We start from the raw sequence: 23,940 nt of genomic DNA, 5'->3' as shown, positions 1-23,940 counted from the left end.
TCACAAACAAGCATCGTCAAGCCGCGCAGCCGCTCGGCAGCCGCCTGGTCGTCAGGGCGCGATACGCAGTACCCGGATGGCGCTGTCGTCGTAGTCGCTGAAGCGGTACCGGAGGCCGGCAAACACCGGTCGCCCGCTCGACGACGCCGACTTCGTCTTCGCCGCCGGCCCGGCCGCCAGCGAAGCCATGCGCAAGCGCTACGCGCACGTCCCCACCCAGGCGGCGACCCCGCAACGGCCCGGAGGGGCTAACTCCAGCGGATAGAGCCGAGCCGGGTCGCCGGGTCGGAGGCTGTCCGGGACGTCGTCCGTGGTGCTGGCGGCGATCGAGCCGAGCAGCGCCAACGAGCGGGCGGACTCCGTACCGGGCTCGGCGTGGTAGATCACCAGCAGCTGCCCGTCGGCGCCCGCAACCGCGAGCTTGTCGCAGTACAGGTCGAGGTCGCCCACCTCGGGGTGGCTCAGCCGGGTGACCACGCCCTCCCGTCGACGCACCTCGTGGCGCGCCCACAGCCGCCGAAAGCAGTCATCCTTGATCGACAACTCCCCCACCAGCGCCGCCAGCCGCGGGTCGTCGGCCGCCCCGGCCGAGTCGGCACGCATCTGCCCCACCACACTCTGCATCGCCTGCCGCCAGTCACGGAACAGCTCCCGCTCGGCCGGGTCCAGAAACACCGCACGGAGTCGGTTGGCGCCCGGGGCGAGATTCGGCGACAGGGCCCTCGCCATCGGGTTCGAGGCCAGGATGTCGAGGTAGCGATTCTGCACGAAGGCCGGCATGGAGAGCTGCCGCAGCAGGTGCAGGATGCTGGCCGGCACCCGCTCGGCAGCCGGCCGGACCGCCCGGCGCGACCGCGCACGGCTCAGCCCGATCATGTACGCGGTCGCCTCCGGGTCCAGCCGCAGCACCCCGGCGAGGGCGTCGAGGACCTGCACCGAAGGGTGCCGCTCGCGACCCTGCTCCAATCGGAGGTAGTAGTCGGCGCTGATGCCGGCCAGCATCGCCACCTCCTCGCGGCGCAGCCCCGGCACCCGGCGCAGGCCCACGCCCGGGCCGAGCCCGACGTCCTCGGGCCGGACCTGCTCCCGGCGGGCGCGCAGGAAGTCACCGAGTTGGTTCGTTGCGTCCATACCACCGACGGTAGATCGCCGGGCGGCACGGTGACTGGCTGTGTCACTACCAGGAACAGCTCGCCCTGCCGCCCGGGTGAACGCCGGCGGAGAGTCGTCGGAGGGCCGGTTCCGAACGGCCGCAGATGTCACCACGACAACGGACAGAGGACGAGATGAGCGAGAACCTTCCCGGTGGTGCCCTCACCCCCGCTGACGGCCTCACCCTGAGCCGGATGGGTTACGGGGCGATGCAGTTGGCCGGCCCCGGCGTCTTCGGCCCGCCCCGGAATCGCGAGCAGGCGCTGGCCGTCCTCCGCGAGGCCGTCGACCTGGGCGTCCGGCACATCGACACCAGCGACTTCTACGGGCCCGTCGTGGTCAACGAGCTGATCCGCGAGGCGCTCTACCCGTACCCCCAGGGTTTGCACCTGGTCACCAAGGTCGGCGCGCGACGCGGCGCCGACGGGTCCTGGATCCCGTCTCTGGCACCGGACGACCTCAAGGCCCAGGTCCGGGAGAACCTGGAACACCTCGGCCTGGACGCCCTCGACGTGGTCAACCTGCGGGTGGGGGGAACGGAAGGCGCCAGCGAAGCGCCGCTCGGCGCGCAGTTCGCCGCGCTGGCGGAGCTGCGGCAGGAGGGCCTGATCCGGCACCTCGGGCTCAGCAACGTCACGCTCAACCAGCTCACCGAGGCCCAGGCCATCGCGCCGGTGGTCACCGTGCAGAACCTCTACAACCTCGTCAACCGGCAGGACGACGCCCTGGTCGACCGGTGCGCGGCGGAGAACATCGCGTTCGCGTCGTTCTTCCCGCTCGGCGGGTTCACGCCGTTGCAGTCCGACACGCTCGACGGCGTGGCCGCCCGGCTGGGCGCCTCGCCGCAGCAGGTCGCGCTCGCCTGGCTGCTCCAGCGCTCCCCCACCACCGTGCTGATCCCCGGCACCTCCAGCCTGGCGCACCTGCGGGAGAACATGGCGGCGGCCGACCTGAAGCTGCCGGCCGACGCCATCGAGAAGCTGGACGGGCTCACCTCCTAGTGCTGGTGCGGCCGGTTGCGGATCAGGGTGACCGCCAACACGGCGGTGACCAGGAAGACGACGCCGTTGATCCGCAACCCGGCCTGGACACCGGAGGTCAGTGCCTCGGCGAGCGCCGCCCGGACCGGGTCGGGCAGCGGTTGGTCGCCGTTGACGCCGGCGGCCACCGCCGCCTGCACGGCGGTACGGGTGGGTTCGCCGACCTGGTGCGCGGCGAGCCGGTCCGGCAGGTCGGCCACCATCGTGGTGGTGAGGAGCGTGCCGAGCAGGGACGAGCCGAGCACCGAGCCGACCTGGCGGGCGGCGTTGACCGCCCCGGAGGCCATGCCGGCCTGGGCGGGCGCGACGCTGGCCAACGCCGCCGCCGTCGCCGGAGCGACCACCAGACCGCTGGCCGCGCCGAACAACGCGAACAGCGCCCAGCGGTGACCGAACGACGTGGTCGGCCCCTGGCTCGCCAGCGCGAAGCTCGCCACCGCACCGAGGACCAGGCCGAGGGTCAACGGCGCTTTGAATCCGGTACGACGGATCGCCCGGCCCGCGCCGAAGGCGACCAGCACGTAGACGCCGAAGAGCACCAGCATCCGCCAGCCGGTGTCCAGCGGGCTGAGCGCCTGGGCACGTTCGTGGAAGAGGACCAGCAGGATCGCCACCCCGGTGAAACCGAACAGCGACACCGCGCCGACGACCATGACAGCGCTGAACGACGCGGACCGGAACAGCCGTACGTCCAGCATCGGCGCGCTGGTCCGCAGCTCGACCAGCACGAACGCGACAAGTGCGACGGCCGCGACCACCCAGGCAGTCGATACCACCGGGCTGGTGTAGCCGACCTTGCCGCCCTGGATCAGCGCGTAGACGGCGGTCGCGATGGCGACGGTGCCCAGCAGCAGGCCGGGCACGTCGAGACGGGCGGCGTTCGGCCGGGACTCGGCCACCCCGACGACGGCGACGACGAGGGTGACCAGGCCCAGCGCGATCGTCGACAGGTAGACGCTGTGCCACTGGTAGTGCCGCAGCAGGGTGCCAGCGATGAGCGGGCCGATCGCGAGCCCGATGCCGGACGCCGCCGACCACGCGGTGATGACCTCGGTCCGTCGGTGCGGGTCGGTGAAGGTCGCGCCGAGGATCGCCAGGCTGTTCGGCAGGATCAGGGCCCCACCGAGACCGGCGACCAACTGCCCGACGATCACCCACGCGACGGTCGGAGCGCCGGCCACGACGGCCGCCCCGACGATCATCGCGACGACCCCGGCACCGAACATGCGCCGACGCCCGTAACGGCTGCCCAGGGTGGCGGCGGACAGCACGACGCTCGCCACCATCAGGGTGTAGGCGCTGGGGATCCAGACCAGGGTGGTCGGGTCGACCCGCAGGTCCCGCTGGATCGTGGTCAGCGCGGAAACGGTCGCGGTGATCTGCAGGAACGTGATCATCGCGCCCAGACACATGGCGATCAGGGTCACCGGGCGGGAGCCGCGCAGGGATGAGCGGGCGGTGGCGGTCGGCCCGGGCCCGGCCGGTCCGGCTGGGTTCGGGGCCGTGGTGCTGGTGGTCACTGAAGATCCTTCAAGCCGAGGGTCTGACTTGCGTCCGCTGAAGCCAGCGTGACCCAGTGAAGCACCTGGCTAGCGCCCACGCAAGCCAGGTACGCTGGATGGCATGGAGGACCTACGAGACGATCGCGATTCCTGGACGAGCGAAAACTGCTCGGTGGCCCGGGCGATGGACATCGTGGGCAGCAGGTCGACCGTCCTGATCATGCGCGAGGCCCTGCTCGGCACGCGCCGCTTCGACGACTTCGTCCGCCGGGTCGGCGTCGGCGAGCCCGCCATGGCCGCCCGACTCAAGGAGATGGTCGCCGCCGAACTGCTCGAACGAATCCCCTACCGGGAGCCCGGGCAGCGCACCCGCCACGAGTACCAACTCACCCGCAAGGGCCGCGAACTCCTGCCCGTCATCACCGCGCTTCGCAACTGGGGCGACACCTGGGCCGCCACCGACACCGGCCCGTCCATCGTCGCCACCCACCACGACTGCGGCGAGCCGATCCGCGCGGTGCTCCGCTGCGCCGCCGGCCACGAGATCGCGGACGGCGACATCGACATCATCGCCGGCCCGGGCCTCGTCCGGCGCGACTGACACTCCGAGCCACGACCTCGCCCCGAAGCCACACTGCCGGCACACTTCAGCCACAGCGCGGCCCTGCCAGCTCCAGGGCGGGTGCCGCCAATCCAATCGATCATGGTGACTGAAAGTGTCGTACACCTGTTCTAGTCTCGGGTCATGGTCGAGGAGTTGGCGCAAGCAGACGACGCGGTCACCGCCTGCGTCGACGCGCCCGCCTGGGCCCTTCCGGAACACGACCTGATCGCCGCGCTCGACGTCACGCACCGCCTTCAGCAACGCCTCGCCGCCGTCACCCTCACCCTGATCCGCGAGGTCGACGGTCGCGGCACCGCCCGCACGCAGGGCGCCTCCTCCACCGCGGTTTGGCTCCGCGAACGCCTGCGACTCACCATCCCCGCCGCCCGCCGCCTGATCGAGCTCGCCACGACTCTCGACGCCGGCAACCCGGGGATACGACGAGCGCTGGCTGATGGCGCCATCAGCCTGGATCAGGCCCGGGTCATCGTCGACACCGTGAACACCGTGAACAGGTCGGCCGACGCCGAGACCGCCGACAAAGCGGTTGGTGTGCTCATCGACTGGGCCAGGCAGTTCGACCCCACGCACCTGCGCAAACTCGGCACCCGCATCCTCGACCACGTCGCCCCCGACATCGCCGACGCCGCCACTCGCGCCGCACTGGAAGCAGAAGACCGCCGCGCCACCCGCGACCGGCACCTCACGCTGTCCGAGCAGACCGACGGCCGACTCCGGCTCACCGGCACCCTCGACGCCGAAACCGCCGGCCTGCTCCGCGCCGCCATCGACCCACTGAGCGCACCCTGCGGCCCCGACGACCAACGCTCCCCGGGGCAACGCCGTCACGACGCCCTCGCCGACCTCTGCCGACTCACCCTCCGGACCGGCGAGTTGCCCGACAGCGGTGGCGACCCGGCGCAGATTGTCGTCACCACCAGCTACGACGGGCTGACCCGGCAGCTGTCCACCGGCACCCTCGACACCGGCCTGCACCTCACCCCGGAAACGGTGCGCCGACTCGCCTGCGACGCCACCCTGCTGCCCGCCGTCCTCGGCGGCGCTGGCCAGGTCCTCGACGTCGGGCGACAACGCCGCCTCATCAGCGGCCCACTGCGCCGCGCCCTGGTGCTGCGCGACGGCGGCTGCGCCTTCCCCGGCTGCGACCGACCACCGCGCTGGTGCGACGCCCACCACATCCAGCACTGGGCCGACGGCGGCGACACCAGCGTCGGCAACGCAGTACTGCTCTGCGGCCACCACCACCGACACCTTCACCACAGCGACTGGAGCGTCCGACTCGGCGGCGACGGCCACCCCGAATTCATCCCACCCGCCTGGCTCGACCCCGAACAACTCCCCCGCCGCAACCACTACCACCGGCGAACGTAGGAACAGCCAGCCGACGCCACCCAGCATCTCAAGCCGTCCCCGCACCGCAATCCGCAGCAACGCTGAGGGGCGTGGCGGCAATGCTGAGGGGCTGGCGGCAACGCCGGAGGACCCGCCGACGGCGCTGAGGGGCGCGACGAGGTGGGGGTGGCCGAGCGGGCGCTGCGGGAGGTGGTGGTCGACGCCCGGCGGGTCGGTGCGATCTGGCCGCTGGTGCAGGCGCTCTCGGCGCTGGCCCGGCTGACCCTGACCGGGCGTCCGGACGAGGCCGTCCGGCACGCGGCGGACGCGCTGTCGCTGGTACGTGGAAAGGGCATCCTGACGTGGGCCGCCGACGCCGTGTTGGTGCTGGCCGAGGCGGCAGCCGCGGCCGGTGATCCGGCGCGGGCCGCGGGAGCGGTCGCCGAGCTGGAGGCCGGGATCGCGGGCCGGGACGCACCGCTGGCCCTGGCCGCCCTGCGTCGATGCCGGGAACTCGTCCCAGCCTGAGCGAGGTTGGCTGGCTGGGTGGCGGGCCGCCGGTCGACGGCCCGCCACCGTGGATCAGAGGATGACCTGGTGCACCCGGTCGTCGACGCCGCGTACCGCCAGCCAGGCGCTGCCGTTGGCACCGGCGGCGGCCCCGGGCGCACCCCGGAACGCGTCGGTGGCGAACTCACCGCGTCGGAACCAGCCACCCCAGGCGCCGTCGGCCAGGTTGCGCTGCCAGAGCCGGTTGTCGGCGGCCAGCGCGAACAGGTAGACCCGGCCGGAGGTGGCGAGCAGGGTCGGGCTGCCGCTGGTGGTGCCGCCCAGGTTGGTCCAGGCCGACCAGGTGGTGCCGGTCCGGCTGCTCCACCACACCTCGTCGGTGCGGCTGCGCACCGCCACGTGCAGCACGCCGGCGTCGTCGACGACCGCGCTCGGCCGACCGTAGAACGGCCGGTTCTCGGGCGCCCCGACGCCGGTCCAGCCGGCGTTCGGCGTACGCGACCAGAGCTTGCCGTCGGCACCGCGGGCGACCAGCGTCCACTGCGTCGGGCTGGTCCAGGCCACCGTGGGCGCGTCGGTCAGCGTGCCGCCGAGGCTGCGCCACGGCCCCCAGTTGCCGGCCACGTAACTGCGCTGCCAGGCGGCGTTGTCGGTGCCGCGGACGAAGACGTCGAGCCGCCCGTCGGCGGAGCCGTACGCCGCCGGCTGGCCGAGGATCCGGCCGCCGACCGGGCCGCCGAGGGAGGTCCACCGGCTTCCCCAGGTCGTACCGGAGCGGGTGTTGACGGCCAGCGCACCGGAAGCGTCGCGGACGAAGGCGGTGGCGTGCGTGTCGTCCACCCGGACCAGCGCCGGGCTGGCGCTGGCCGTGCCACCGAGGTCGGCACCGGCGACCTGGTCGGTGCCGGTCAGGCCGAGCATGGCCACCCCGTGCGCCGGCACCTCGACGGTGTACGAGCCGGTGAACGGCTGCACGCCCGGGGTGCCCGGCTGGGCGTCCACGGTGGAGCGGGACCACAGGTCACGGACCCGAACCGACCCGCCGAGCGCGACGTCGGCGAATTTCACGGTGATCTGCTGGGCGGTGTCGTGCCGGTTGAGCAGCGCGACGGCCCGCTTGCCGGAGCCGGCGAGCACCTTGCTCCAGACCTGCACGTCGGTGCCGGTGTCGGCGACCTTGACGCCCTGCCGGACCAGCGGGTCCTGGTCCACCGCGATGATCTCCGGATTGGTCAACGCCGAGATCATTTCCTTCGGCAGGCCACGCGGGTCGGAGCCGATCACCAGCGGCGCGGCCATGATGGCCCACATGCCGAGCTGCGTCTTGGACTCCTCCAGGCTCAACTCGTACCCGCCGCCGGGCAGCGGACGCATCGGCAACAGGTAGTCCGGGTCGTTGTAGTGCCCCGGTCCGGTGGCCGCCGGGTGGTACGCGTTGACGTCCATGTTGCGCAGCACCCACGGGTACGCCCACTGCGGGCTCGGGTCGGTCAGCCCGACGTCGGTGTAGGTGCGCCAGGAGTCGGCGATCATGGGCGCGTACGTGTAGCTCCAGGTGGAGAGCTGCTCCGGGGGGTACGGGCCGCCACCCCAGTCCGAGCTGACCGGGTTGCAGATGTTGAGCAGCATCGGCCGGGGCGACTGGCGTACCGCCTCGGCCAACTCCCGGAAGGTGCTCTCCGGGTCGAGGCCGGCGGCCCGGCCGCAGAGCCAGTCGGCCTTCAGCGCGTCGAAGCCCCAGCTGGCGAACTGGGCGATGTCCGTCTGGTAGTGGCCGTTGCTGCCGAGCCCGCACTGTCCCGGCAGGTACGGGCCGGCGTCGGTGTAGATGCCGGCCTTCATCCCCTTGCTGTGGATGTACGCGGCCAGCGCCGCCATTCCGCCGGGGAAGCGCGCCGGGTCGGCGACCAGATTGCCCGCCTCGTTACGCGGGGTGGGCGCGGCCCAGTTGCCGTCGATCCACACGTAGGTGTAGCCGGCGTCGCGCAGGCCACTGTGGACCATGTAGTCGGTGACCGACCGTACTTCGGCTTCGGTGGGGTCGCCACCGAGGCCGAAGTAGGTGTTCCAGCCCTGGTAGGGCGTCGGGGCGAGCCCGCTGTTGAAGAAGGTCGGCGCGCCCTGGTCCTCCGCGCCGGTGGCCGCCGGGGCGTGACCGGGGCGGCCGGGGCCGGCCTGTGGTGGGTCGGCATGGGGTGGGCCGGCCATCGCCGGCATCGGGCTGGCCAGGCCCAGGCCGAGCACGGCCAGGGCAGCGGTCAGCGGTCGGTTCAGGCGCATGGAGGTACTCCTGTCCCTCGGGGGTGGGGGTGGTGGTGCTCCGATCTCAGTCGCGGGTGAGCACGATGAGGTCGGCGTCGTGGGTCGCGCTCCACTGCACGGGCAGGCCCACAGTGGCGAGGTGGCTGCCGGAGTAGTGCCGGTCGCCGTGCGAGTAACGGGCCGCCGGGTCGAGCCCGCGCAGCGGCAACCGGACCGGGCGGGACGGAAGCAGCCCGGCACCGTCGAGCCGGCCGGTGTGCCAGGCCAGCACGACCACCTGGTTCTCGTCCGGCGCGGTGTACTGCACCGCGCAGCGGGCCTGGTCGGGGCCACCGATCAGGTGCACCTCGCCGTGCGTGACGACGTCCCGGATCTCCTTGTAGCGGGCGATCCAGCCGGCCGCCTCGGCCCGCTCGGCGGGGGTCCACGCCCGGATGTCCGCGCCGATGCCGAGCACACCGGCCATCGCCAGGACGAACCGGAACGCCAGCGTTCGAGGCCGCGGGTCGAACAGGCCGGCCGCGTCGGTGACCCAGGAGCTGAGCAGGTGCGGGGCGTTGGCGTGCAGGAAGCCGTACTGGATGGCCAGCCGGTCCAGCGGGCCGGTGTTGTCGCTGGGCCAGAAGACGTCGGCGCGGGCGGCCATCGCCAGGTCGGTCCGCGCGCCCCCGCCGGCGCAGGCCTCGATCAGCACACCGGGATGGTCCCGGCGCAACCGCTCGTAGATCCGGTGCAGGTTGGCGACGTGCGCGCCGTCCAGGTCGAGCGGGCCCACCCCACCGGACCGACCCGGCTCGGTACGCGGCCGGTTGAAGTCCCACTTCAGGTAGTCGATGTCGTACCGGCGCAGCAGGCCGTCAACGGTGGAGTGGACGAACTCGGCGACCTCCGGCCGGCCCAGGTCGAGCAGGTACTGGTTACGGACCGGGGTGAGCGGTCGGCCGTCGACGGCGTAGACCCAGTCCGGGTGCTCGGCGTACAGGGACGACTTCGGGTTGACGCACTCCGGCTCCACCCAGAGCCCGAAGTTCAGCCCGAGCGCGCGGACGTCGGCGATGAACGCGTCGAACCCGGCCGGGAACTTCACCGGGTCGGGCGTCCAGTCGCCCAGCCCGGCGGTGTCGCCGTTCCGGCCGACGAACCAGCCGTCGTCCACGACGAACGTCTCCACGCCCAGGTCGGCGGCGATCCGGGCGAGCGCGAGCTGGCTCTGCGCCTCGACGGCGAAGTAGGTCGCCTCCCAGGAGTTGTAGAGCACCGGGCGGGGGGTGAGCCGCTCTCCGGCCAGCAACCGCTGGTGGGTGTGCCAGACCCGGGCCAGCCCGTCCAGGCCGTCCGGGCTGTACGCCCCGGTGACCACCGGCAGGGTCAGCCGTTCGCCCGCGGCCAACGCCAGCGGGCCGTCGACCAGCTGACGACCGACCCGGACCCGGGTCAGGCCGCCGGTGTCCCGCTCGGCGCTGATCTCCCACGAGCCGGTCCAGGCCAACGCCATTCCCCACGCCGGGCCGGCCGGCTCGGCGGTGTCGCGCACGGCCAGCCAGGGCACGTGCAGATGCCCGGGTACGCCCTGGGAGCTACCGATGCTGAACGCGCCGTGGCCCAGCTCGACGTGGGAGAGCTGGAACTCCTGCTCCCACTGCCCCCACTGGTGGCTGAGCAGCGCGCCGTGCGGCGTCGGTACGCAGAACCCGCCCGATCCGGCCCGGATGACCCGCAGCGCGCCGGTGCCGTCGTTGGTCAGCTCGACCCACCGCTGCACCACGTCGGTGCCGACGGGAACCCGGTAGTGCACGGTGGCGCGCAGCCCGGTGACCGGGTCGGCGAACTCGACGGCCAGCTCCCGCTGGTCGGCGTCGATCCGCGCGTCGGTGTGCACGAAGCCCACCCGGCGCTGCCCGTTCGAGGTCTCGATCACCAGGTCGGCGCCGGTGAACGGGCGGTCGGCGTCGGTGGCGTACTCGATGGGGGCGGCGTCCCCTGCGGTGAGGAACGGGACCGGGCCGTCGTAGGCGACCGGCGAGGGCCCGTCGGAGACGCCGTGCGGCCCCCACGCGACAAGTTCCAGCCAGCGACCGTGCGCGGGCACCCGCACGGTGTACTCGGTGTGCGTGCCCCGCAGCGTCCAGCGCTGCCCGGCCTCGGCGGTCACTTGACCGCTCCGAGCGCCAGGCCGGAGACGAAGTGCCGCTGGAAGCGGAGAAACACCGCGACGGTCGGAACGGCCGCGATGACCGTGCCGGCGGCGATGACGTTCCAGGACGAGACGAACTGGCCCTGGAGGGCGAGCAGCGCCGGGGTGACCGGCATGTTGTCGTCGGTACGCAGCACGGTGATCGCCCAGAGCAGGTCGTTGAAGATCCAGGTGAAGGAGAGCGCGCCGAGGGCGGCCAACGCGGGTCGGGTCAGGGGCAGCATCACCCGGGTGAAGATCTGTGCCGTGCCGGCGCCGTCGATGGTGGCCGCCTCCTGAATCTCGCCGGGCAGGTCCCGCATGAAGCCGTGCAGGACGAAGGTGTAGAAGCCGAGCCCGAAGCCGACCTGCACCGCGATCAACGCCCAGAGCGTGTCGTACAGGCCGGTCAGCTCGCTGAACTTGGCCACCGGGATGAGCAGGATCTGCGGTGGGAGCAGGTTGCCGGCGAGCATCAGCAGCAGGATCGTGCGCCGCCCGGGGATCCGGAAGCGACTCAGCGCGAACGCGGCCATCGCGGCCAGCGCCAGGCTCATCGCCACCGACGGAACGGTGACCAGCATGCTGTTGATCAGCGCGCGCAGCTCACCACCGTCGGTCCACGCCTGCCGGTAGGTGTCGAGGGTGAACGACCGGGGCAGGCTGCCCACGCCGTGCGCGGCGATGTCGTCGAACGACCGGGTGGACATCACCACCACCCAGAGCACCGGGCCGAGCCAGAGCAGCGAGAGCAGGATCATGCCGGTGTGGAAGGCCCCGGTGCGGAGCTTGTTCATGATGCTTCCTCCCGGAACGCGCGGACCAGGTAGCCGAGGATGACGGCCAGCGCGAGCACGAAGATCACGACAGCGATCGCCGAGGCGTAACCCAGCCGCAGGCTCTGGAACGCGGTCGAGTACATGTAGGTGCTGAGCAGCTCCGACGAGTGGTACGGCCCGCCCTTGGTCAGCGACCAGACGATGTCGAACGAGCGCAGCGAGTCGATCACGATGACCGACAGCACGACGGCGTTGACTCCCTTGAGCTGGGGAATGGTGACGTGCCGCAGCCGCTGCCAGGAGTTGGCGCCGTCCATCCGGGCCGCCTCGTGCAGCGCCGGATCGATCGCCTTCAACCCGGCCAGGAACAGCACCATCACGTACCCGATCTGCCGCCACAGCGCGGGCAGGATCACCGCGTACAGGGCGGTCTGCGGGTCGGCGAGCCAGGGCCGGATCAGCTGCTCCAAGCCCACCGCCCGCAGCAGCGTGTCGGCGATGCCGTCGGGCTGGTAGAAGACCCGCCAGACCAGCGCGGTCACCACCAGTGAGAACACCACCGGGGTGAACAGCGCGGCCCGGTAGAAGCCGACCCCGCGCCGCTCCTTCTGCAGGACGAGCGCCATCCCGAAGCCGCCCAGCACGGAGAGGCCGCCGAAGAGCACCAGCCAGATCACCGTGTTGACCAGCGCGCCCCGGAAGGTGGCATCGCCGGCCAGCTCGACGTAGTTGTCGGCACCGACGAAGGTCGGCGGTGTCATCCCGTCCCAGCGGGTGAGCGAGAACCAGAAACCCTGGATCGCCGGCCAGAACACCCAGACGCTCTCGACCGCGAACGGCACGAGGACGAACGCCACCAACAGCGGCGACAGTCGAGCCGACCGTCGCCGCCGCCGGGTGGGGGTGACCGAAGTCGTGGAGATCGTTGCTGTCACGTCAGCCCTTGAAGACCTTCTCGGCGCCGGCCTGCCACTCCCGCAGGATCGCGTCGATCTGGTCCGGCTTGTCGATGAACTTGGTCAGCGCGGTGTCCGCGGTCGGCTGGAGCGCGTCGCTGGAGTCGCGGTTGAAGAACTGGGTCAGCTCCTTGGCCTCGTCCAGCATCGCCTTGCCCTTGACCACCAACGGCGAGTCGGACGCCTTGGCCTTGGGGTTGGCCGGCAGCACGATGCCGGAGCTGGCCTTGACGTACGCCTCCTGGGCCTCGACCCCGGAAAGGTAGCTGAGCAGGGCCTTGGTGCCGGTCGGGTTGGCGGTCTTCGCGCTGGCGAAGAAGCCGTCGGTCGGCGCCTCCTCGGCCAGCGGCACCGCCGGGTCGATGATCGGGAACCGGAAGAAGTCCAGGTCACCGAGGGCGTCCTTGGGTGCCGCGTCGGCGAAGAACGTGCCGATCAGGAACATGCCGGTCTTGCCGGCCAGCAGCGCGGTGGTCGCCTCCTGGAACGGGTACGCCTTGCCCTTGGGGTCGAAGTAGGGCAGGGCCTCGCGCCAGCGGGTGAAGACCGCCTTGACCTTCGGGTCGTCGAAGCGCTGCTTGCCGGCGAGCAGCTCACGGTGGAACGGCGCGCCGTTGATCCGGATGTTGAGGTAGTCGAACCAGGCCGAGGCCACCCACGGGGTGTCGCCGAGGCCGATGCCGATCGGCGGCACGCCCTTGCTCTTCAGCGTCTCGCAGAGTGCCAGGAACTCGGTCCAGGTCTTCGGTTCCTGCACGCCCCACTTGGCGAAGTTGGACTTGCGGTAGAAGAAGCCCCACCAGTAGTTGTTCATCGGCACGAAGATCTGCTTACCGCTGGCGTCGGTGGAGAGGGTGCGCAGCGACTGGGGGTAGTCGTCCAGTGACTTCCAGACCTCGGAGACGTCCAGCAGCAGGTTCTTGCTGGCGTAGTCGTTGGCGACCGAGCCTGCGTACCAGGTGTAGAGGTCCGGCGGGTTGGCCGAGGTCAGGTAGGTCGGCAACTGGGTCCGGAAGGTCTCCGAGGCGATCGTGTTGAGGCTCGCCGTGCCCTTGCCCTGCGCGTTGAAGGTCTCGATCAGCTTCTCCATCGCCGCCTTGGCCTGCGGCGAGGAGAGGTTGGACTGGATGGTGACCGCGCCCGAGCCGTTGCTCGTCGTCGGCCCACTGGCGGAGCTGGCGCACGCGCTGAGGAACGAGCTGGCGCCGAGCGCGCCCAGGCCGGCGAGCCCGAGGTGGCCAAGGAATCGCCGGCGACCGGGGTCGAAGTCGCTCACGGAGGTATCCCTTCCTTTACGACACTCAGCGTCACCACGCGATGTGTCGTCCATGTGAATGCTGTGACGAGAAGGTTGCATCGACCCTCGCCGGCTGTCAAGATATCTTCGTAATTAATGATTAGACGAGACCAAGGCGGAGGTCAGGTGGATCAGCCTATGCGCCGGCTTGAAGGCAAGAATGCGCTGGTCACCGGCGCGATGGGCGGGATCGGCGCGGCCATTGCCCGGCGGCTCGCCGCCGAGGGAGCAGCGGTCGCGCTGCTCGACGTGGCCGACCCGGCCCCGCTGGCCGAGGAACTGACCGCGCGGGGCAACCGCGCACTGTCCGTAATGGGCGATGTCAGCGACGAGGCCGACTGGACGGCCGCCGTGAGCGCCGTACGGGACCGCCTCGGCCCGGTCGACATCCTGGTCAGCACCGCGTACGCCGTGCGGGTCGCCCCGGCGCACGAGACCAGCCGGCAGTCCTGGGACCACCAGCTCGACGTCAGCCTCACCGGCTCCTTCCTCGGCGTCCGCGCCTGCCTGGACGACCTGCGGGCACGCTCCGGCGCGGTGGTGCTGATCTCCTCGGTGCACGCGCTGGTCGGGTTGCCCGGCCGGCCCGCGTACGCCGCGGCCAAGGGTGGCCTGGTCGCGCTCGGCCGCCAGCTCGCCGTGGAGTACGGCCCGCAGGTCCGGGTCAACACCGTGCTGCCCGGGCCGATCCTCACCGCGGCCTGGGCCGAGGTGTCCGAAGAGGACCGCCAACGCAGCATCGCGGAGACCGTCGCGAAGCGCTTCGGCACACCGGACGAGGTGGCTGCCACGGTCGCCTTCCTCGCCTCGTCGGACGCCGCCTACATCACGGGCGCGAGCCTGGTGGTGGACGGTGGCTGGACAGCGGTGAAAGCCTCGGCCTGAGAGATCGATACCGACCAGCGAAAAGGCCAGGAGCATTGGCACAGTACGCACGCCGCGGCGTCCACGGGCAGACCGTCGAAGCGATCGCCCGTCGCATCCTCACCGGCGAGATCGCCGCCGGCGCGACCCTGAACATCGTCGCGTTGCAGGAGGAGTTCGACGTCAGCCTCACGGCGCTCCGCGAGGCGCTGAAGGTCCTCTCGGCCAAGGGCATCGTCGACGCCCGACAGAAGCGCGGCACCTTCGTCCGACCCCGCGCCGACTGGAACCTGCTCGACGGTGACGTGATCCGCTGGCAGTTCGCCGAGGGCACCGACCAGCGGTTGCTCGACCAACTGCACGAGGTGCGCGCCATCATCGAGCCGGCCGCCGCCCGGCTGGCCGCCACCCGGGCCACCGAGGACGACCTGACCACCCTCGACCGGGCGCTGACCGAGATGGCCCAGGCCAACGGTGATCCCGCCGCCGCCATCGCCGCCGACCTCGCCTTCCACCGCGCGCTGCTGACCGCCACCCACAACGAGCTGCTGGAGCGGATGGAGGTGGTGATGGAGACCGGGCTCGCCGAACGGGACCGGCTGGTGCACGGCGGCACCCCGCACGACGACCCGGTGCCCAGCCACCGCGCGGTGGTCGACGCGCTGCGCGACCGGGACGAGACGGCGGCCGAGACCGCGATGCGTCAGTTGCTGGACAAGGCCGTCCGCGACGTCGAGAAGGTACGGGGAGGAAGGGGCAGTCAGTGAAGATCGAGCGGATCGAGACCTTCCTGGTCGCGCCACGGTGGTTGTTCTGCCGGGTGGAGACCGACGACGGGCTGGTCGGGTGGGGTGAGCCGGTGGTCGAGGGCCGCGCCGAGGTGGTGCGCAGCGCGGTCGAGGTGCTCTCCGAATATCTGATCGGCGCGGACCCCCTGCGCATCGAGCAGCACTGGCAGGTGCTCACCAAGGGCGGCTTCTACCGGGGCGGCCCGATCCTCTCCAGCGCGGTCGCCGGCCTCGACCAGGCGCTCTGGGACATCGCCGGGCAGGCGTACGGCGCGCCGGTGCACGCGCTGCTCGGCGGGCCCGTGCGCGACCGGGTGCGGATCTACTCGTGGATCGGCGGAGACGAGCCCGGCGAGGTAGCCGACGCCGTCGCCGCGCAGGTCGCCGCCGGCCTCACCGGGGTCAAGATGAACGCCTGCGGGCGGCTCTCGCCGATCCCCACCTCGGCCGAGGTGGACGCGGTCATCGGCCGGGTGGCCGCCGCCCGCGAGGTGCTCGGCCCCGACCGGGACATCGCGGTGGACTTCCACGGTCGCGCCGGAATGGCCGCCGTCCGCCGGATCCTGCCCGAGCTGGCCGCCCTGCGCCCGTTCTTCGTGGAGGAGCCGGTCCTGCCCGATCAGGCCCACCACCTGCGCGACATCGTCGCCAGCACACCGATCCCGGTGGCCACCGGCGAGCGGCTCTACGGTCGGTCCGAGTTCCTCGGCCCGTTGCAGGCCGGGGTCGCCGTGATCCAACCGGACCTGTCGCACGCCGGTGGGATCTCCGAGGTCCGCCGGATCGCCGCGCTGGCCGAGACGTACGGCGCGCTGCTCGCCCCGCACTGCCCGCTCGGCCCGATCTCCCTGGCGGCCAGCCTCCAGGTGGCCTTCGCGACGCCGAACTTCCTGATCCAGGAGCAGAGCATCGGCATCCACTACAACGCCGGCTCGGAATTGCTGGACTACCTGGTCGACCCGGAGCCGTTCCGGTTCGTGGACGGGCACATCGCCCGCCTCGACCGGCCCGGGTTGGGCATCACGGTCGACGAGGCGGCGGTCCGCAAGGCCGCCCAGACCCCACATGCCTGGCGCAACCCGGTCTGGCAGCACGCCGACGGGTCGTTCGCCGAGTGGTGATCGACGCGCGGCCGGTGGCCCTGCGGGTGGCGTACGACGCGGCGCACGGCGGCCGGTGGACGAGTCTGCGCGGCGGTGGCCGGGAGTGGCTGTGGCGTGGCCCGGAACCCGGCCGGCACGAGGTACGCCCCGACGACGCGTTCGTCGACGCCGGTGGGCTGGAGGAGTGCCTGCCCACCGTGCGCGGCGAGCCCGACCACGGCGAGGTGTGGTCGCGGCCGTGGCGCGCCGCCGGCCCCGGCACCCTGGTCATCGAGCGGGCCACGTTCACCCTCACCCGCCGGATCACCGACTCCGGCGGCGTAGTGGTGGCCGACTACCGGCTGGCCGCCAACCCCGGGCACCGGTTCGTCTGGGCCGCGCACGCCCTGCTCGACCTCTCCCCCGCCGCCCGCCTCGACGCGCCCGCCGGCACCCCGACCCGGCTGCACCCGGAGGCCGCCGCGCTGCTGCCGCCGGGCGGCTGGCCCACCGGCGACCCGTGGTTGACCGGGCCGTGGCCGGCCCCGGCGGCCGGGCTGACCCTGGACACGTTCGGCCCGGACGACGGGACCGCGCTCGGCGCGGTGCTGCTCGACTGCCCCCGGGTCCAGGTGATCGACGGAGCCGACCGGCTGACCATGGAGCTGGAGTGCGCGGACCAACCCCGCAGCACCGCGCTCTGGCGCAACCTGGGCGGCTGGCCGACGAACAGCCCCTACCGCAGCGTCGGCGTCGAACCGATGCTCGGCGCGGCCTTCGACCTGGCCGACGCCGGCCCCGACGACGCGGCGGTCGTCCCGCCCACCGGCGAGGTCACCTGGCGACTGACCATCTCCGCCCACCGCATCCACTGAGGACACGTGATGAACCTGCTCGACGAGCTGCGTACCCACCGACTGTTGGCCATCGTGCGCGGTCCGGACCCGGCCGCGGCGCTGACCGCTGTGCTCACCCTGGCCGAGAGCGGCGTGGCCCTGGTCGAGGTCTCGATGACCAGCGCCGACGCGCTCGGCATCATCAGCCGCGCCCGGGCCGCCCTCGGGCCCGACTTCGCCCTGGGCGCGGGCACCGTGCTCAGCGCCGAGGACGCCCGCTCGGCGGCCGAAGCGGGCGCCGGCTTCCTGGTCACCCCGGCGATCGCACCGAGCCTCGCCGCGGGTGGCCGGCTCGGGCTGCCGGTGCTCGCCGGTGCTCTCACCCCCACCGAGGTGGTGCAGGCCAACGACGGCGGGGCCACCGCGATCAAGCTCTTCCCGGCCTCCCTCGGCGGACCCGACTACCTCGGCGCCCTGCGCGACCCCTTCCCCGGTACCGCGTTCGTGCCGGTCGGCGGGGTCGACGCGGACGGTGCACGTCGCTACCTCGACCGGGGCGCGACAGCGGTTGGCGTCGGTTCCCCGCTGCTCGGCGACGCCGTCCGCGGCGGCGACACCGCGGCGTTGCGGGAGCGCGCCGCCGCCTTCCTCGCGGCGGTTCGGCCATGACCGACCTGCTCACGCTCGGCGAGACGATGGCGGCGTTCCGCACCACCGGCCCACTGCGACTGGGCGGCACCGCCGGGATCTCCGTCGCCGGGTCCGAGTCGAACGTGGCGATCGGCCTGGCCCGGCTCGGCCACCGGGCCGCCTGGGTCGGTGTCACCGGCGCCGACGAGCCCGGTGAGCTGGTCCGCCGGACGCTGCGCGCCGAGGGTGTCGACCTGACCTGGTCCCGGGTCGACACGACCGCCCCGACCGGGCTGATCCTCTTCGAGAACCGGGTCGCCGACATCAACCGGGTCACCTACCACCGCGCCGGGTCGGCCGGCTCCCGGCTGGGCCCGGCCGACGTGGCCCGGGCCTTCGACGCTCCCGGGCCACCGCCGCGGCTGCTGCACGTCACCGGCATCACCTGCGCGCTCGGCGTCGAGCCGTACCAGGCGGTGAGGGAGGCCGTTAGGCGCGCTGGCGCGGCCGGCAGCACAATCTGCCTGGACGTCAACCACCGCAACCGGCTCTGGTCGGTCGCGGAGGCCGCCGCCGCGCTGCGCCCGCTGCTGCCCTCGATCGACCTGGTGATCGCCTCCGACGACGAGCTGGCGGTGCTGACCGACGCGAGCGACCCGGCCTCGGCGCTACTCTCGGCCGGCGTCACCGAGGTCGTGGTCAAGCACGGTGCCGGTGGAGCGACCAGCCACCGCGCGACCGGCACGACCCACCGTCCAGCCCGGACGGTGCCGGTGGTGGACACCGTCGGCGCGGGCGACGCCTTCGTCGCCGGGTTGCTCTCCGGCTGGCTGGACGATGCCGACGCGCCGGCCCGGCTGGACCGGGCGGTCACCACCGGCGCGTTCGCGGTCGCCACCCGGGGCGACTGGGAGGGCCTGCCCGACCGGGCCGAGCTGGCGCTGCTCGACCACGGCCCCGGCGGTACGGTCCGCTGACGATCCTTTGGAGGAGCACCATGGAGCTGACCGAGCCGACCGTCTGGAGCACCGACCGGCTGGAGTTGGGTGAGGGCCTGCGCTGGGTCGACGACCGGCTGATCCTCGTCGACCTGCTGGCCGGGCGACTGTTGGAGACCGACGGCGACGCCCCGAACCCACTGCGGGAGCTGCGCCGCCTCGACGTGCCGCTCGGCGCGGTCGCCCCGGTGGCCGACCGACCCGGCGACTGGCTGGCCGCCGCCGGGACCGGCGTCACCCTGCTACCCGCCACCGGCGATCCCCGACCGGTCGCCGAGTTGGTCGCCGACGCGCCCGAGCCGACCCGGATGAACGACGCCGTCGCCGACCCGCACGGCCGCTTCTGGGCCGGCAGCATGACGTACGCGATGGTGCCCGGCGGGGGCACGCTGTTCCGCCTCAGCCCCGGTGCCGAGCCGGTCCCCGCGGTGACCGGGCTGACCATCCCGAACGGGCCGGCGTTCGACGCGGCCGGCACCACCATGTACCTGGCCGACACCCCGCGTGGCGAGATCGACCGGTTCACCGTCGACCCCGCCACCGGGGCGCTGCACGGGCGGGAGCCGTTCCTGCGGCTGTCCCCCGCCGACGGCGGCCCGGACGGCATGACGCTCGATGCGGCCGACCACCTCTGGATCGCCCTGTGGGGCGGCTCCGCGGTACGGCGCTACCGGCCCGACGGCACCCTCGACCGGGAGATCCGGCTGCCGGCCAAGCAGCCGGCCGGCATCTGCCTGGGCGGTCCCGACCTGCGGAGACTCTTCATCGGCACCGCCCGGGTGGGGCTGGACTCGGCGGGCCCCCAGGACGGCGCGCTGCTCGCGGTGGACGTCCCGGTGCCCGGCCTGCCCGCCGCGCGGGCCGGCGTGGCAGCGAGCTGACCGGAGGCATATCGGACGCCAGGGCGGGAACAACCGCACCGACGCGCGGTAACAGCCGACCGGTAGGGAGCGAGCCGATGAGCACCATGGGGCGGACGTCATGAACGGGCCGGTCGGCGACGAGCCGATTGGCGAGCTGGAGCTGGTGCACACCTTCACCGGCCCGATGCCGACCGGGGTGAGCGTCTCGCACCAGGGCCGGATCTTCGTCAACTTCCCGAAGTGGGGCGACGAGGTGCCGGCCACCGTGGTCGAACTGCGCGACGGCCGGGAGGTGCCCTACCCCGACCAGGCGTGGAACGACCCGTCCGGCGACGACGACGCTGGCGCGTTCGTCTCGGTGCAGAGCATCGTGGTGGACCCGGCCGACCGGCTCTGGGTGCTGGACACCGGCAGCCCGATGTTCCAGCCCACCAAGCCGGGCGGCCCGAAGCTGGTCCGGATCGACCTGGACACCGACACCGTCGCCCAGGTGATCACCTTCCCGGCGGACGTGGCGCTGCCGACGACGTACCTCAACGACGTCCGCTTCGACCTGCGGCGAGGCGAGTCGGGGGTCGCCTACATCACCGACTCGGCGGACTCCGGGCCGAACGGGATCATCGTGGTGGACCTGGCCAGCGGGGCCTCCTGGCGGCGGCTGCACGACCACCCGTCCACCAAGGCGGAGCCGTTGACGTCGTTCCGCCCGGTGGTCGAGGGCCGGCCGTTCCTGGAACGCCCGGCTGACGGCGCACCGAAGCCGGTGAGCATGGGCTCCGACGGCATCGCCATCTCCGCCGACGGCGCACGGCTGTACTACTGCCCGCTGGCCTCTCGGCGCTTGCACAGCGTCTCCACCGAGGCGCTGGCCGACCCGGGCGTCACCCAGGAGGCGGTCGCCGCGACAGTGGTCGACGAGGGCGACAGAGGCACCGCCTCGGACGGGTTGGAGAGCGACGACGCGGGTCGGCTCTACCTCACCTCGTACGAGCACAACGCGGTGCTGCGTCGACTGCCCGACGGCGAGTACGAGACCCTGGTGCACGACCCGCGACTGCTCTGGCCGGACACCATGTCGGTGGCCACCGACGGGTACCTCTACGTCACCGCCAACCAACTGCACCGGCAGCCGCAGTACCAGCGGGGCAAGGACCTGCGGCGCAAGCCGTACGCGCTGTTCCGCACCCGGATCGACGCCGGCCCGGTGCTGCTGCGCCGCTGAGCACCGGGCCGGCGGCAGCGACGGGCTGGGCCTCGGCCTGGCCGTCCGGCTGGCGCGCGCCGGTGCCGAGGTGGTGCTGCCGGTCCGCAACCCGGCCAAGGGCACCGCCGCGCTGGAGGCCGTCCGGGCCGCCGCGCCGGGTGCCGTCGTGTCAACCCGGCCGCTGGATCTCGCCTCGCTGGGGTCCGTGGCCGCGCTGGCCGACACGCTGCTCGGCGAGGGCCGACCGATCCACCTTCTCATCAACAACGCGGGCGTGATGAGCCCTCCCACCCGGCATGCCACCGCGGAGGGCTTCGAGCTCCAGTTCGGCACCAACCACCTCGGCCACTTCGCGTTGACCGGACGGCTGCTGCCGCTGCTACGGGTGGGGCAGGCCCGCGTCACCACGATGTCGAGCAGCGCCGCCCGCTCCGGCCGGCTGGACTGGGACGACCTCCAGAGCAACCGCAGGTACGCGTCGATCCGCGCCTACAACGCCTCGAAGCTCGCCACCCTGCACTTCGGGCTGGAACTCGACCGGCGCAGTCGGGCCGGCGACTGGGGCATCGTGAGCAACGTCGCCCACCCGGGCACCACCATGACCAACCTGTACGCGTCCGGCCCCAATCTGGGCCGCAGCCGCCCCTCGCTGCACCACTCGATCATGAGTCGGCTGGCCCGCTGGGGGATCCTGGTGCACTCGGTGGATGCTGGCCTGCTTCCCGCCCTGTACGCGGCTACCAGCCCACAGGCGCAGGGCGGCCGGTTCTACGGCCCGGACGGTGTGGGCCAGTTCACCGGCGCACCAACCGAATTGACCGTCTACCGCTCGGCGCGCAGCACCGACGACGCCGCCCGGCTCTGGGCCGCCTCCGAGCGGCTGGTGGGCGTCGAGTACCCCGGCAACTGACTGGGGCGCCCCGCCGTGAACGCGGCGTCGAGAAATGGCGGTGGCCCGTCGAAACGGCGTATCGACGGGCGCTCCACCGCCGCGCGGTGGTGACGATGGGTCCGTGAGTCCTTGCTCAGGCGCGGACGAAGCGGACCGCGTCGGCGACCACGAAGCCGTCGGTGTCCTCGGTCCGGATCAGCACGCTCCCGTCGCTGCCCGCGGTGAACGGGTAGGTGCCCAGCACCACCCACTGGCCGCCGGCCTGCCGCTGGTCCACCGTCCGAGTGATCAACCCCCCGGAGTACGCGATGTCCACCGGCACGTTGGTCGCCCGGTTCGGGTGCCCGGTCCAGCGCAGCTGCACCGTCCACGACCCGGAGGCGGGCAGCGTCGGGCGGAACCGCAACCGGTTGACCCCCTTGCCGACGTTGCCGTCGTGCTCGTAGTCCGGGCCGTAGTAGCCGCCGGTGCTGGTGCTGCGTACCCACGTCCCGGCCCGGGTGATCCCGCTGGCCGACGCGTTGTCCAGGATCACCTCGCTGGTGGAGCCCCACTCCAGCACCGCGCCGTCCTGGCGCAGCCGGGCCTGGAGGGTGGGCACGGAGACGGCCTGCACGGTGACGTTCCCGGCGAGCGCCAGGGACGCCGCGGTGGCCGCCGCCTGCCCGAGGATCATGAACACGGGTTCCATCCGGATCGAGCCGTACGCGATGTGGCTCGCCGAGAGGCAGACCGGCACCAGCAGGTTGGCGCACTGCGCCTGGTGCGGCACGATCGCGCGGTAGCTCACCGGGTACGGCGCCGGCACGCCGATCTGCACGTCCCCCTCGTTGCGGACCCGGCCGTCGACGACCACCCGCTGGCAGTTGTGCGAGTCCATCGTGTAGCTGGCCAAGCCCACCGAGTCGGTGGCGCGTATTCGGCCCCGACAGTCGGCCTCGGTCATCACGTACGCGGAGACCATCCGGCGCGCCTCGCGGATGTAGAGCAGCGGTGGCCACCCGCCCGTGCTGGTGAACTCGTCCACCGGCAACCCCCACCGGGCGGTCGAGTCGCGTACCGACGCCGGCAGTCGGGGGTCGTTGGCCAGGAACCACATCAGCCCCTGCTGGTAGGTGCGGTGCTCGGCGATGATGCTCTCCCGCGCCGCCCAACTCGCCGTCGGGTACGCGTAGTTGAAGCCGATGTTGTCGGTCGACACCGCACCGTTGTTGTTGGAGTCGGTCTTCCCGCCGCCGATCGAGTGGGTGGTGAAGTACGGCCCGGCGTAACCGGCCTGGATGTGCCGCAGCAGCAGCTCGTACCGGATCGGGTCGTAACCGGACGGCTTGCCGAACGGGATCCGGTTGGCCGCCTGGGTCAGGCACATCCGGAAGCAGTACGCCTGGATCCGGTCGTCGCCGCTGCCCTGCGGGGCGAGTGGGGTGGTGGAGATGCCCGGCAGCAGGCCGCTGGCGGGCGACCCGGCCATCACGTACGGATCGACGGGGTAGGCGAACTGGTGGGTGTTGCGCGACTGCACCCCGTTGATCGTCTCGCCGTAGGTGTCGTTGGACTCCCGCCCGACGGTGAACCCCACCCCGGCCATGGCCAGCAGATCGCCCTCGTAGGTGGCGTCGACGAACACCCCGCCCCGGTAGATCGACCCGTCCTCGGTACGCAGCTCGGTGATCCGGTTGCCGGTTCGGCCGAGGCCGACCAGCCGGGCGTCGACGAACACCGGCACGCCCGCCTCGGCCAGCATCTCGGCGAAGACGGCGGTGGCGACGTGCGGTTCGAAGGTCATCCGCAGCGGCGACGTCGGAGTGAGGGTTCCGCCGTGGTACTTCACGTGCACCCGGCGGTAGAACTCGGCGGCCAGCCCGCCGATGGACGCCTGCACGCCGGTGTCGGTGGCGCCCAGCCCGGCGGTGCTCAACCCGCCGACGTGGCTGGTGGGCTCCACCACCACGGCGGTGCGGCCAAGGCGGCGCATGGTGATCGCGGCGGCCAGCCCGCCGGAGGTGGCACCGTAGACGACCAGGTCGGCGGTGGTGACGGCGGCTCGGGCGGGGCCGGCCCGGAACGGGTCGGCGAGACCGGCCAGGACGAGGCCGGCGCCACCGGCGGTCAACAGCCGACGACGGGACAGGGGCAGGGACACGGCGGGCTCCCG

The 23,940-nt window shown here is 72.4% G+C and carries 21 protein-coding genes and 1 pseudogene; 13 read left to right on the top strand and 9 right to left on the bottom strand.

The window, feature by feature from the left end; genetic code table 11:
- Positions 1 to 51: 51 nt before the first annotated feature.
- The gene (locus AC5L30_RS05910; protein WP_494865882.1) at positions 52 to 189 is read right to left on the bottom strand and encodes a hypothetical protein; all 138 of its coding nucleotides are present in this window, start codon (positions 187 to 189) and stop codon (positions 52 to 54) included.
- A 9-nt stretch (positions 190 to 198) separates the two neighbouring features.
- Entirely contained in the window at positions 199 to 1,131 is a 933-nt protein-coding gene (locus AC5L30_RS05905; RefSeq protein ID WP_494865881.1) for a helix-turn-helix domain-containing protein, read from the bottom strand.
- Between the two features lie 155 nt (positions 1,132 to 1,286).
- On the opposite strand from AC5L30_RS05905, the gene AC5L30_RS05900 reads away from it, so the two are divergent.
- Positions 1,287 to 2,153, top strand: coding sequence for an oxidoreductase (locus tag AC5L30_RS05900; RefSeq protein WP_494865880.1), 867 nt, complete (start codon positions 1,287 to 1,289; stop codon positions 2,151 to 2,153).
- On the opposite strand, the gene AC5L30_RS05895 is transcribed toward AC5L30_RS05900, so the two are convergent.
- Positions 2,150 to 3,712 carry an MFS transporter gene (locus AC5L30_RS05895; RefSeq protein WP_494865879.1) on the bottom strand — a complete coding sequence of 521 codons (1,563 nt, stop codon included), beginning with the start codon at positions 3,710 to 3,712 and terminating at the stop codon, positions 2,150 to 2,152. The two genes, AC5L30_RS05900 and AC5L30_RS05895, sit on opposite strands and share 4 nt — an antisense overlap.
- 103 nt (positions 3,713 to 3,815) lie before the next feature.
- Between AC5L30_RS05895 and AC5L30_RS05890 the strand changes: the two genes are divergently transcribed.
- The 3 genes from AC5L30_RS05890 to AC5L30_RS05880 all read left to right on the top strand — a co-directional run bounded on the left by AC5L30_RS05890 (position 3,816) and on the right by AC5L30_RS05880 (position 6,179).
- Positions 3,816 to 4,295 carry a winged helix-turn-helix transcriptional regulator gene (locus AC5L30_RS05890; RefSeq protein ID WP_494865878.1) on the top strand — a complete coding sequence of 160 codons (480 nt, stop codon included), beginning with the start codon at positions 3,816 to 3,818 and terminating at the stop codon, positions 4,293 to 4,295.
- 144 nt (positions 4,296 to 4,439) lie between these two features.
- The gene (locus AC5L30_RS05885; RefSeq protein ID WP_494865877.1) at positions 4,440 to 5,690 is read left to right on the top strand and encodes an HNH endonuclease signature motif containing protein; all 1,251 of its coding nucleotides are present in this window, start codon (positions 4,440 to 4,442) and stop codon (positions 5,688 to 5,690) included.
- A gap of 147 nt (positions 5,691 to 5,837) precedes the next feature.
- A complete protein-coding gene (locus tag AC5L30_RS05880; RefSeq protein ID WP_494865876.1) occupies positions 5,838 to 6,179 on the top strand; it encodes a hypothetical protein in 342 nt (113 codons plus the stop codon).
- Between the two features lie 54 nt (positions 6,180 to 6,233).
- On the opposite strand, the gene AC5L30_RS05875 is transcribed toward AC5L30_RS05880, so the two are convergent.
- Genes AC5L30_RS05875 through AC5L30_RS05855 form a run of 5 tightly spaced genes read right to left on the bottom strand, consistent with a single transcriptional unit; the run spans position 6,234 to position 13,607 of the window.
- Positions 6,234 to 8,441, bottom strand: coding sequence for a DUF8189 domain-containing protein (locus tag AC5L30_RS05875; protein WP_494865875.1), 2,208 nt, complete (start codon positions 8,439 to 8,441; stop codon positions 6,234 to 6,236).
- A 46-nt stretch (positions 8,442 to 8,487) separates the two neighbouring features.
- Positions 8,488 to 10,575 (bottom strand): alpha-galactosidase, encoded by a 2,088-nt coding sequence (locus tag AC5L30_RS05870; protein ID WP_494865874.1) that lies wholly within the window; start codon positions 10,573 to 10,575, stop codon positions 8,488 to 8,490.
- Positions 10,572 to 11,393, bottom strand: a complete 822-nt coding sequence (locus AC5L30_RS05865) for a carbohydrate ABC transporter permease (RefSeq protein WP_494865873.1) — start codon at positions 11,391 to 11,393, stop codon at positions 10,572 to 10,574. Before AC5L30_RS05865 ends, AC5L30_RS05870 begins: the two co-directional genes overlap by 4 nt.
- Positions 11,390 to 12,310, bottom strand: a complete 921-nt coding sequence (locus AC5L30_RS05860; protein WP_494865872.1) for a carbohydrate ABC transporter permease — start codon at positions 12,308 to 12,310, stop codon at positions 11,390 to 11,392. Before AC5L30_RS05860 ends, AC5L30_RS05865 begins: the two co-directional genes overlap by 4 nt.
- A 1-nt stretch (position 12,311) precedes the next feature.
- Positions 12,312 to 13,607, bottom strand: coding sequence for an ABC transporter substrate-binding protein (locus tag AC5L30_RS05855; RefSeq protein WP_238671294.1), 1,296 nt, complete (start codon positions 13,605 to 13,607; stop codon positions 12,312 to 12,314).
- Between the two features lie 159 nt (positions 13,608 to 13,766).
- Here AC5L30_RS05855 and AC5L30_RS05850 point away from each other — a divergent pair, with 159 nt between their 5' ends.
- The 9 genes and pseudogenes from AC5L30_RS05850 to AC5L30_RS05810 all read left to right on the top strand — a co-directional run.
- Complete coding sequence (locus AC5L30_RS05850; protein WP_494865871.1) at positions 13,767 to 14,513, top strand: SDR family NAD(P)-dependent oxidoreductase; 747 nt, start codon at positions 13,767 to 13,769, stop codon at positions 14,511 to 14,513.
- 35 nt (positions 14,514 to 14,548) lie between these two features.
- Complete coding sequence (locus AC5L30_RS05845; RefSeq protein WP_494865870.1) at positions 14,549 to 15,259, top strand: FadR/GntR family transcriptional regulator; 711 nt, start codon at positions 14,549 to 14,551, stop codon at positions 15,257 to 15,259.
- Complete coding sequence (gene dgoD, locus AC5L30_RS05840) at positions 15,256 to 16,401, top strand: galactonate dehydratase (protein WP_494865869.1); 1,146 nt, start codon at positions 15,256 to 15,258, stop codon at positions 16,399 to 16,401. Before AC5L30_RS05845 ends, dgoD begins: the two co-directional genes overlap by 4 nt.
- The gene (locus AC5L30_RS05835; RefSeq protein WP_494865868.1) at positions 16,395 to 17,237 is read left to right on the top strand and encodes a hypothetical protein; all 843 of its coding nucleotides are present in this window, start codon (positions 16,395 to 16,397) and stop codon (positions 17,235 to 17,237) included. Before dgoD ends, AC5L30_RS05835 begins: the two co-directional genes overlap by 7 nt.
- 9 nt (positions 17,238 to 17,246) lie before the next feature.
- The gene (locus AC5L30_RS05830) at positions 17,247 to 17,867 is read left to right on the top strand and encodes a bifunctional 4-hydroxy-2-oxoglutarate aldolase/2-dehydro-3-deoxy-phosphogluconate aldolase (RefSeq protein ID WP_494865867.1); all 621 of its coding nucleotides are present in this window, start codon (positions 17,247 to 17,249) and stop codon (positions 17,865 to 17,867) included.
- The gene (locus AC5L30_RS05825) at positions 17,864 to 18,805 is read left to right on the top strand and encodes a sugar kinase (RefSeq protein WP_494865866.1); all 942 of its coding nucleotides are present in this window, start codon (positions 17,864 to 17,866) and stop codon (positions 18,803 to 18,805) included. Before AC5L30_RS05830 ends, AC5L30_RS05825 begins: the two co-directional genes overlap by 4 nt.
- Before the next feature lie 20 nt (positions 18,806 to 18,825).
- The gene (locus AC5L30_RS05820; RefSeq protein WP_494865865.1) at positions 18,826 to 19,707 is read left to right on the top strand and encodes an SMP-30/gluconolactonase/LRE family protein; all 882 of its coding nucleotides are present in this window, start codon (positions 18,826 to 18,828) and stop codon (positions 19,705 to 19,707) included.
- A gap of 100 nt (positions 19,708 to 19,807) precedes the next feature.
- Positions 19,808 to 20,911 (top strand): L-dopachrome tautomerase-related protein, encoded by a 1,104-nt coding sequence (locus AC5L30_RS05815; protein WP_494865864.1) that lies wholly within the window; start codon positions 19,808 to 19,810, stop codon positions 20,909 to 20,911.
- Between the two features lie 19 nt (positions 20,912 to 20,930).
- Positions 20,931 to 21,803, top strand: a pseudogene (locus AC5L30_RS05810) (SDR family oxidoreductase); the annotation flags it as partial.
- A gap of 115 nt (positions 21,804 to 21,918) precedes the next feature.
- Here the strand turns inward: AC5L30_RS05810 and AC5L30_RS05805 are convergent.
- Positions 21,919 to 23,928, bottom strand: coding sequence for an FAD-dependent oxidoreductase (locus tag AC5L30_RS05805; protein WP_494865863.1), 2,010 nt, complete (start codon positions 23,926 to 23,928; stop codon positions 21,919 to 21,921).
- Positions 23,929 to 23,940 lie beyond the last annotated feature (12 nt).

It is taken from the genome of Micromonospora sp. BQ32, from assembly GCF_059358895.1.
The sequence above is the reverse complement of the archived record's forward strand: the minus strand, read 5'-3'. Positions and strand labels throughout refer to the sequence as shown.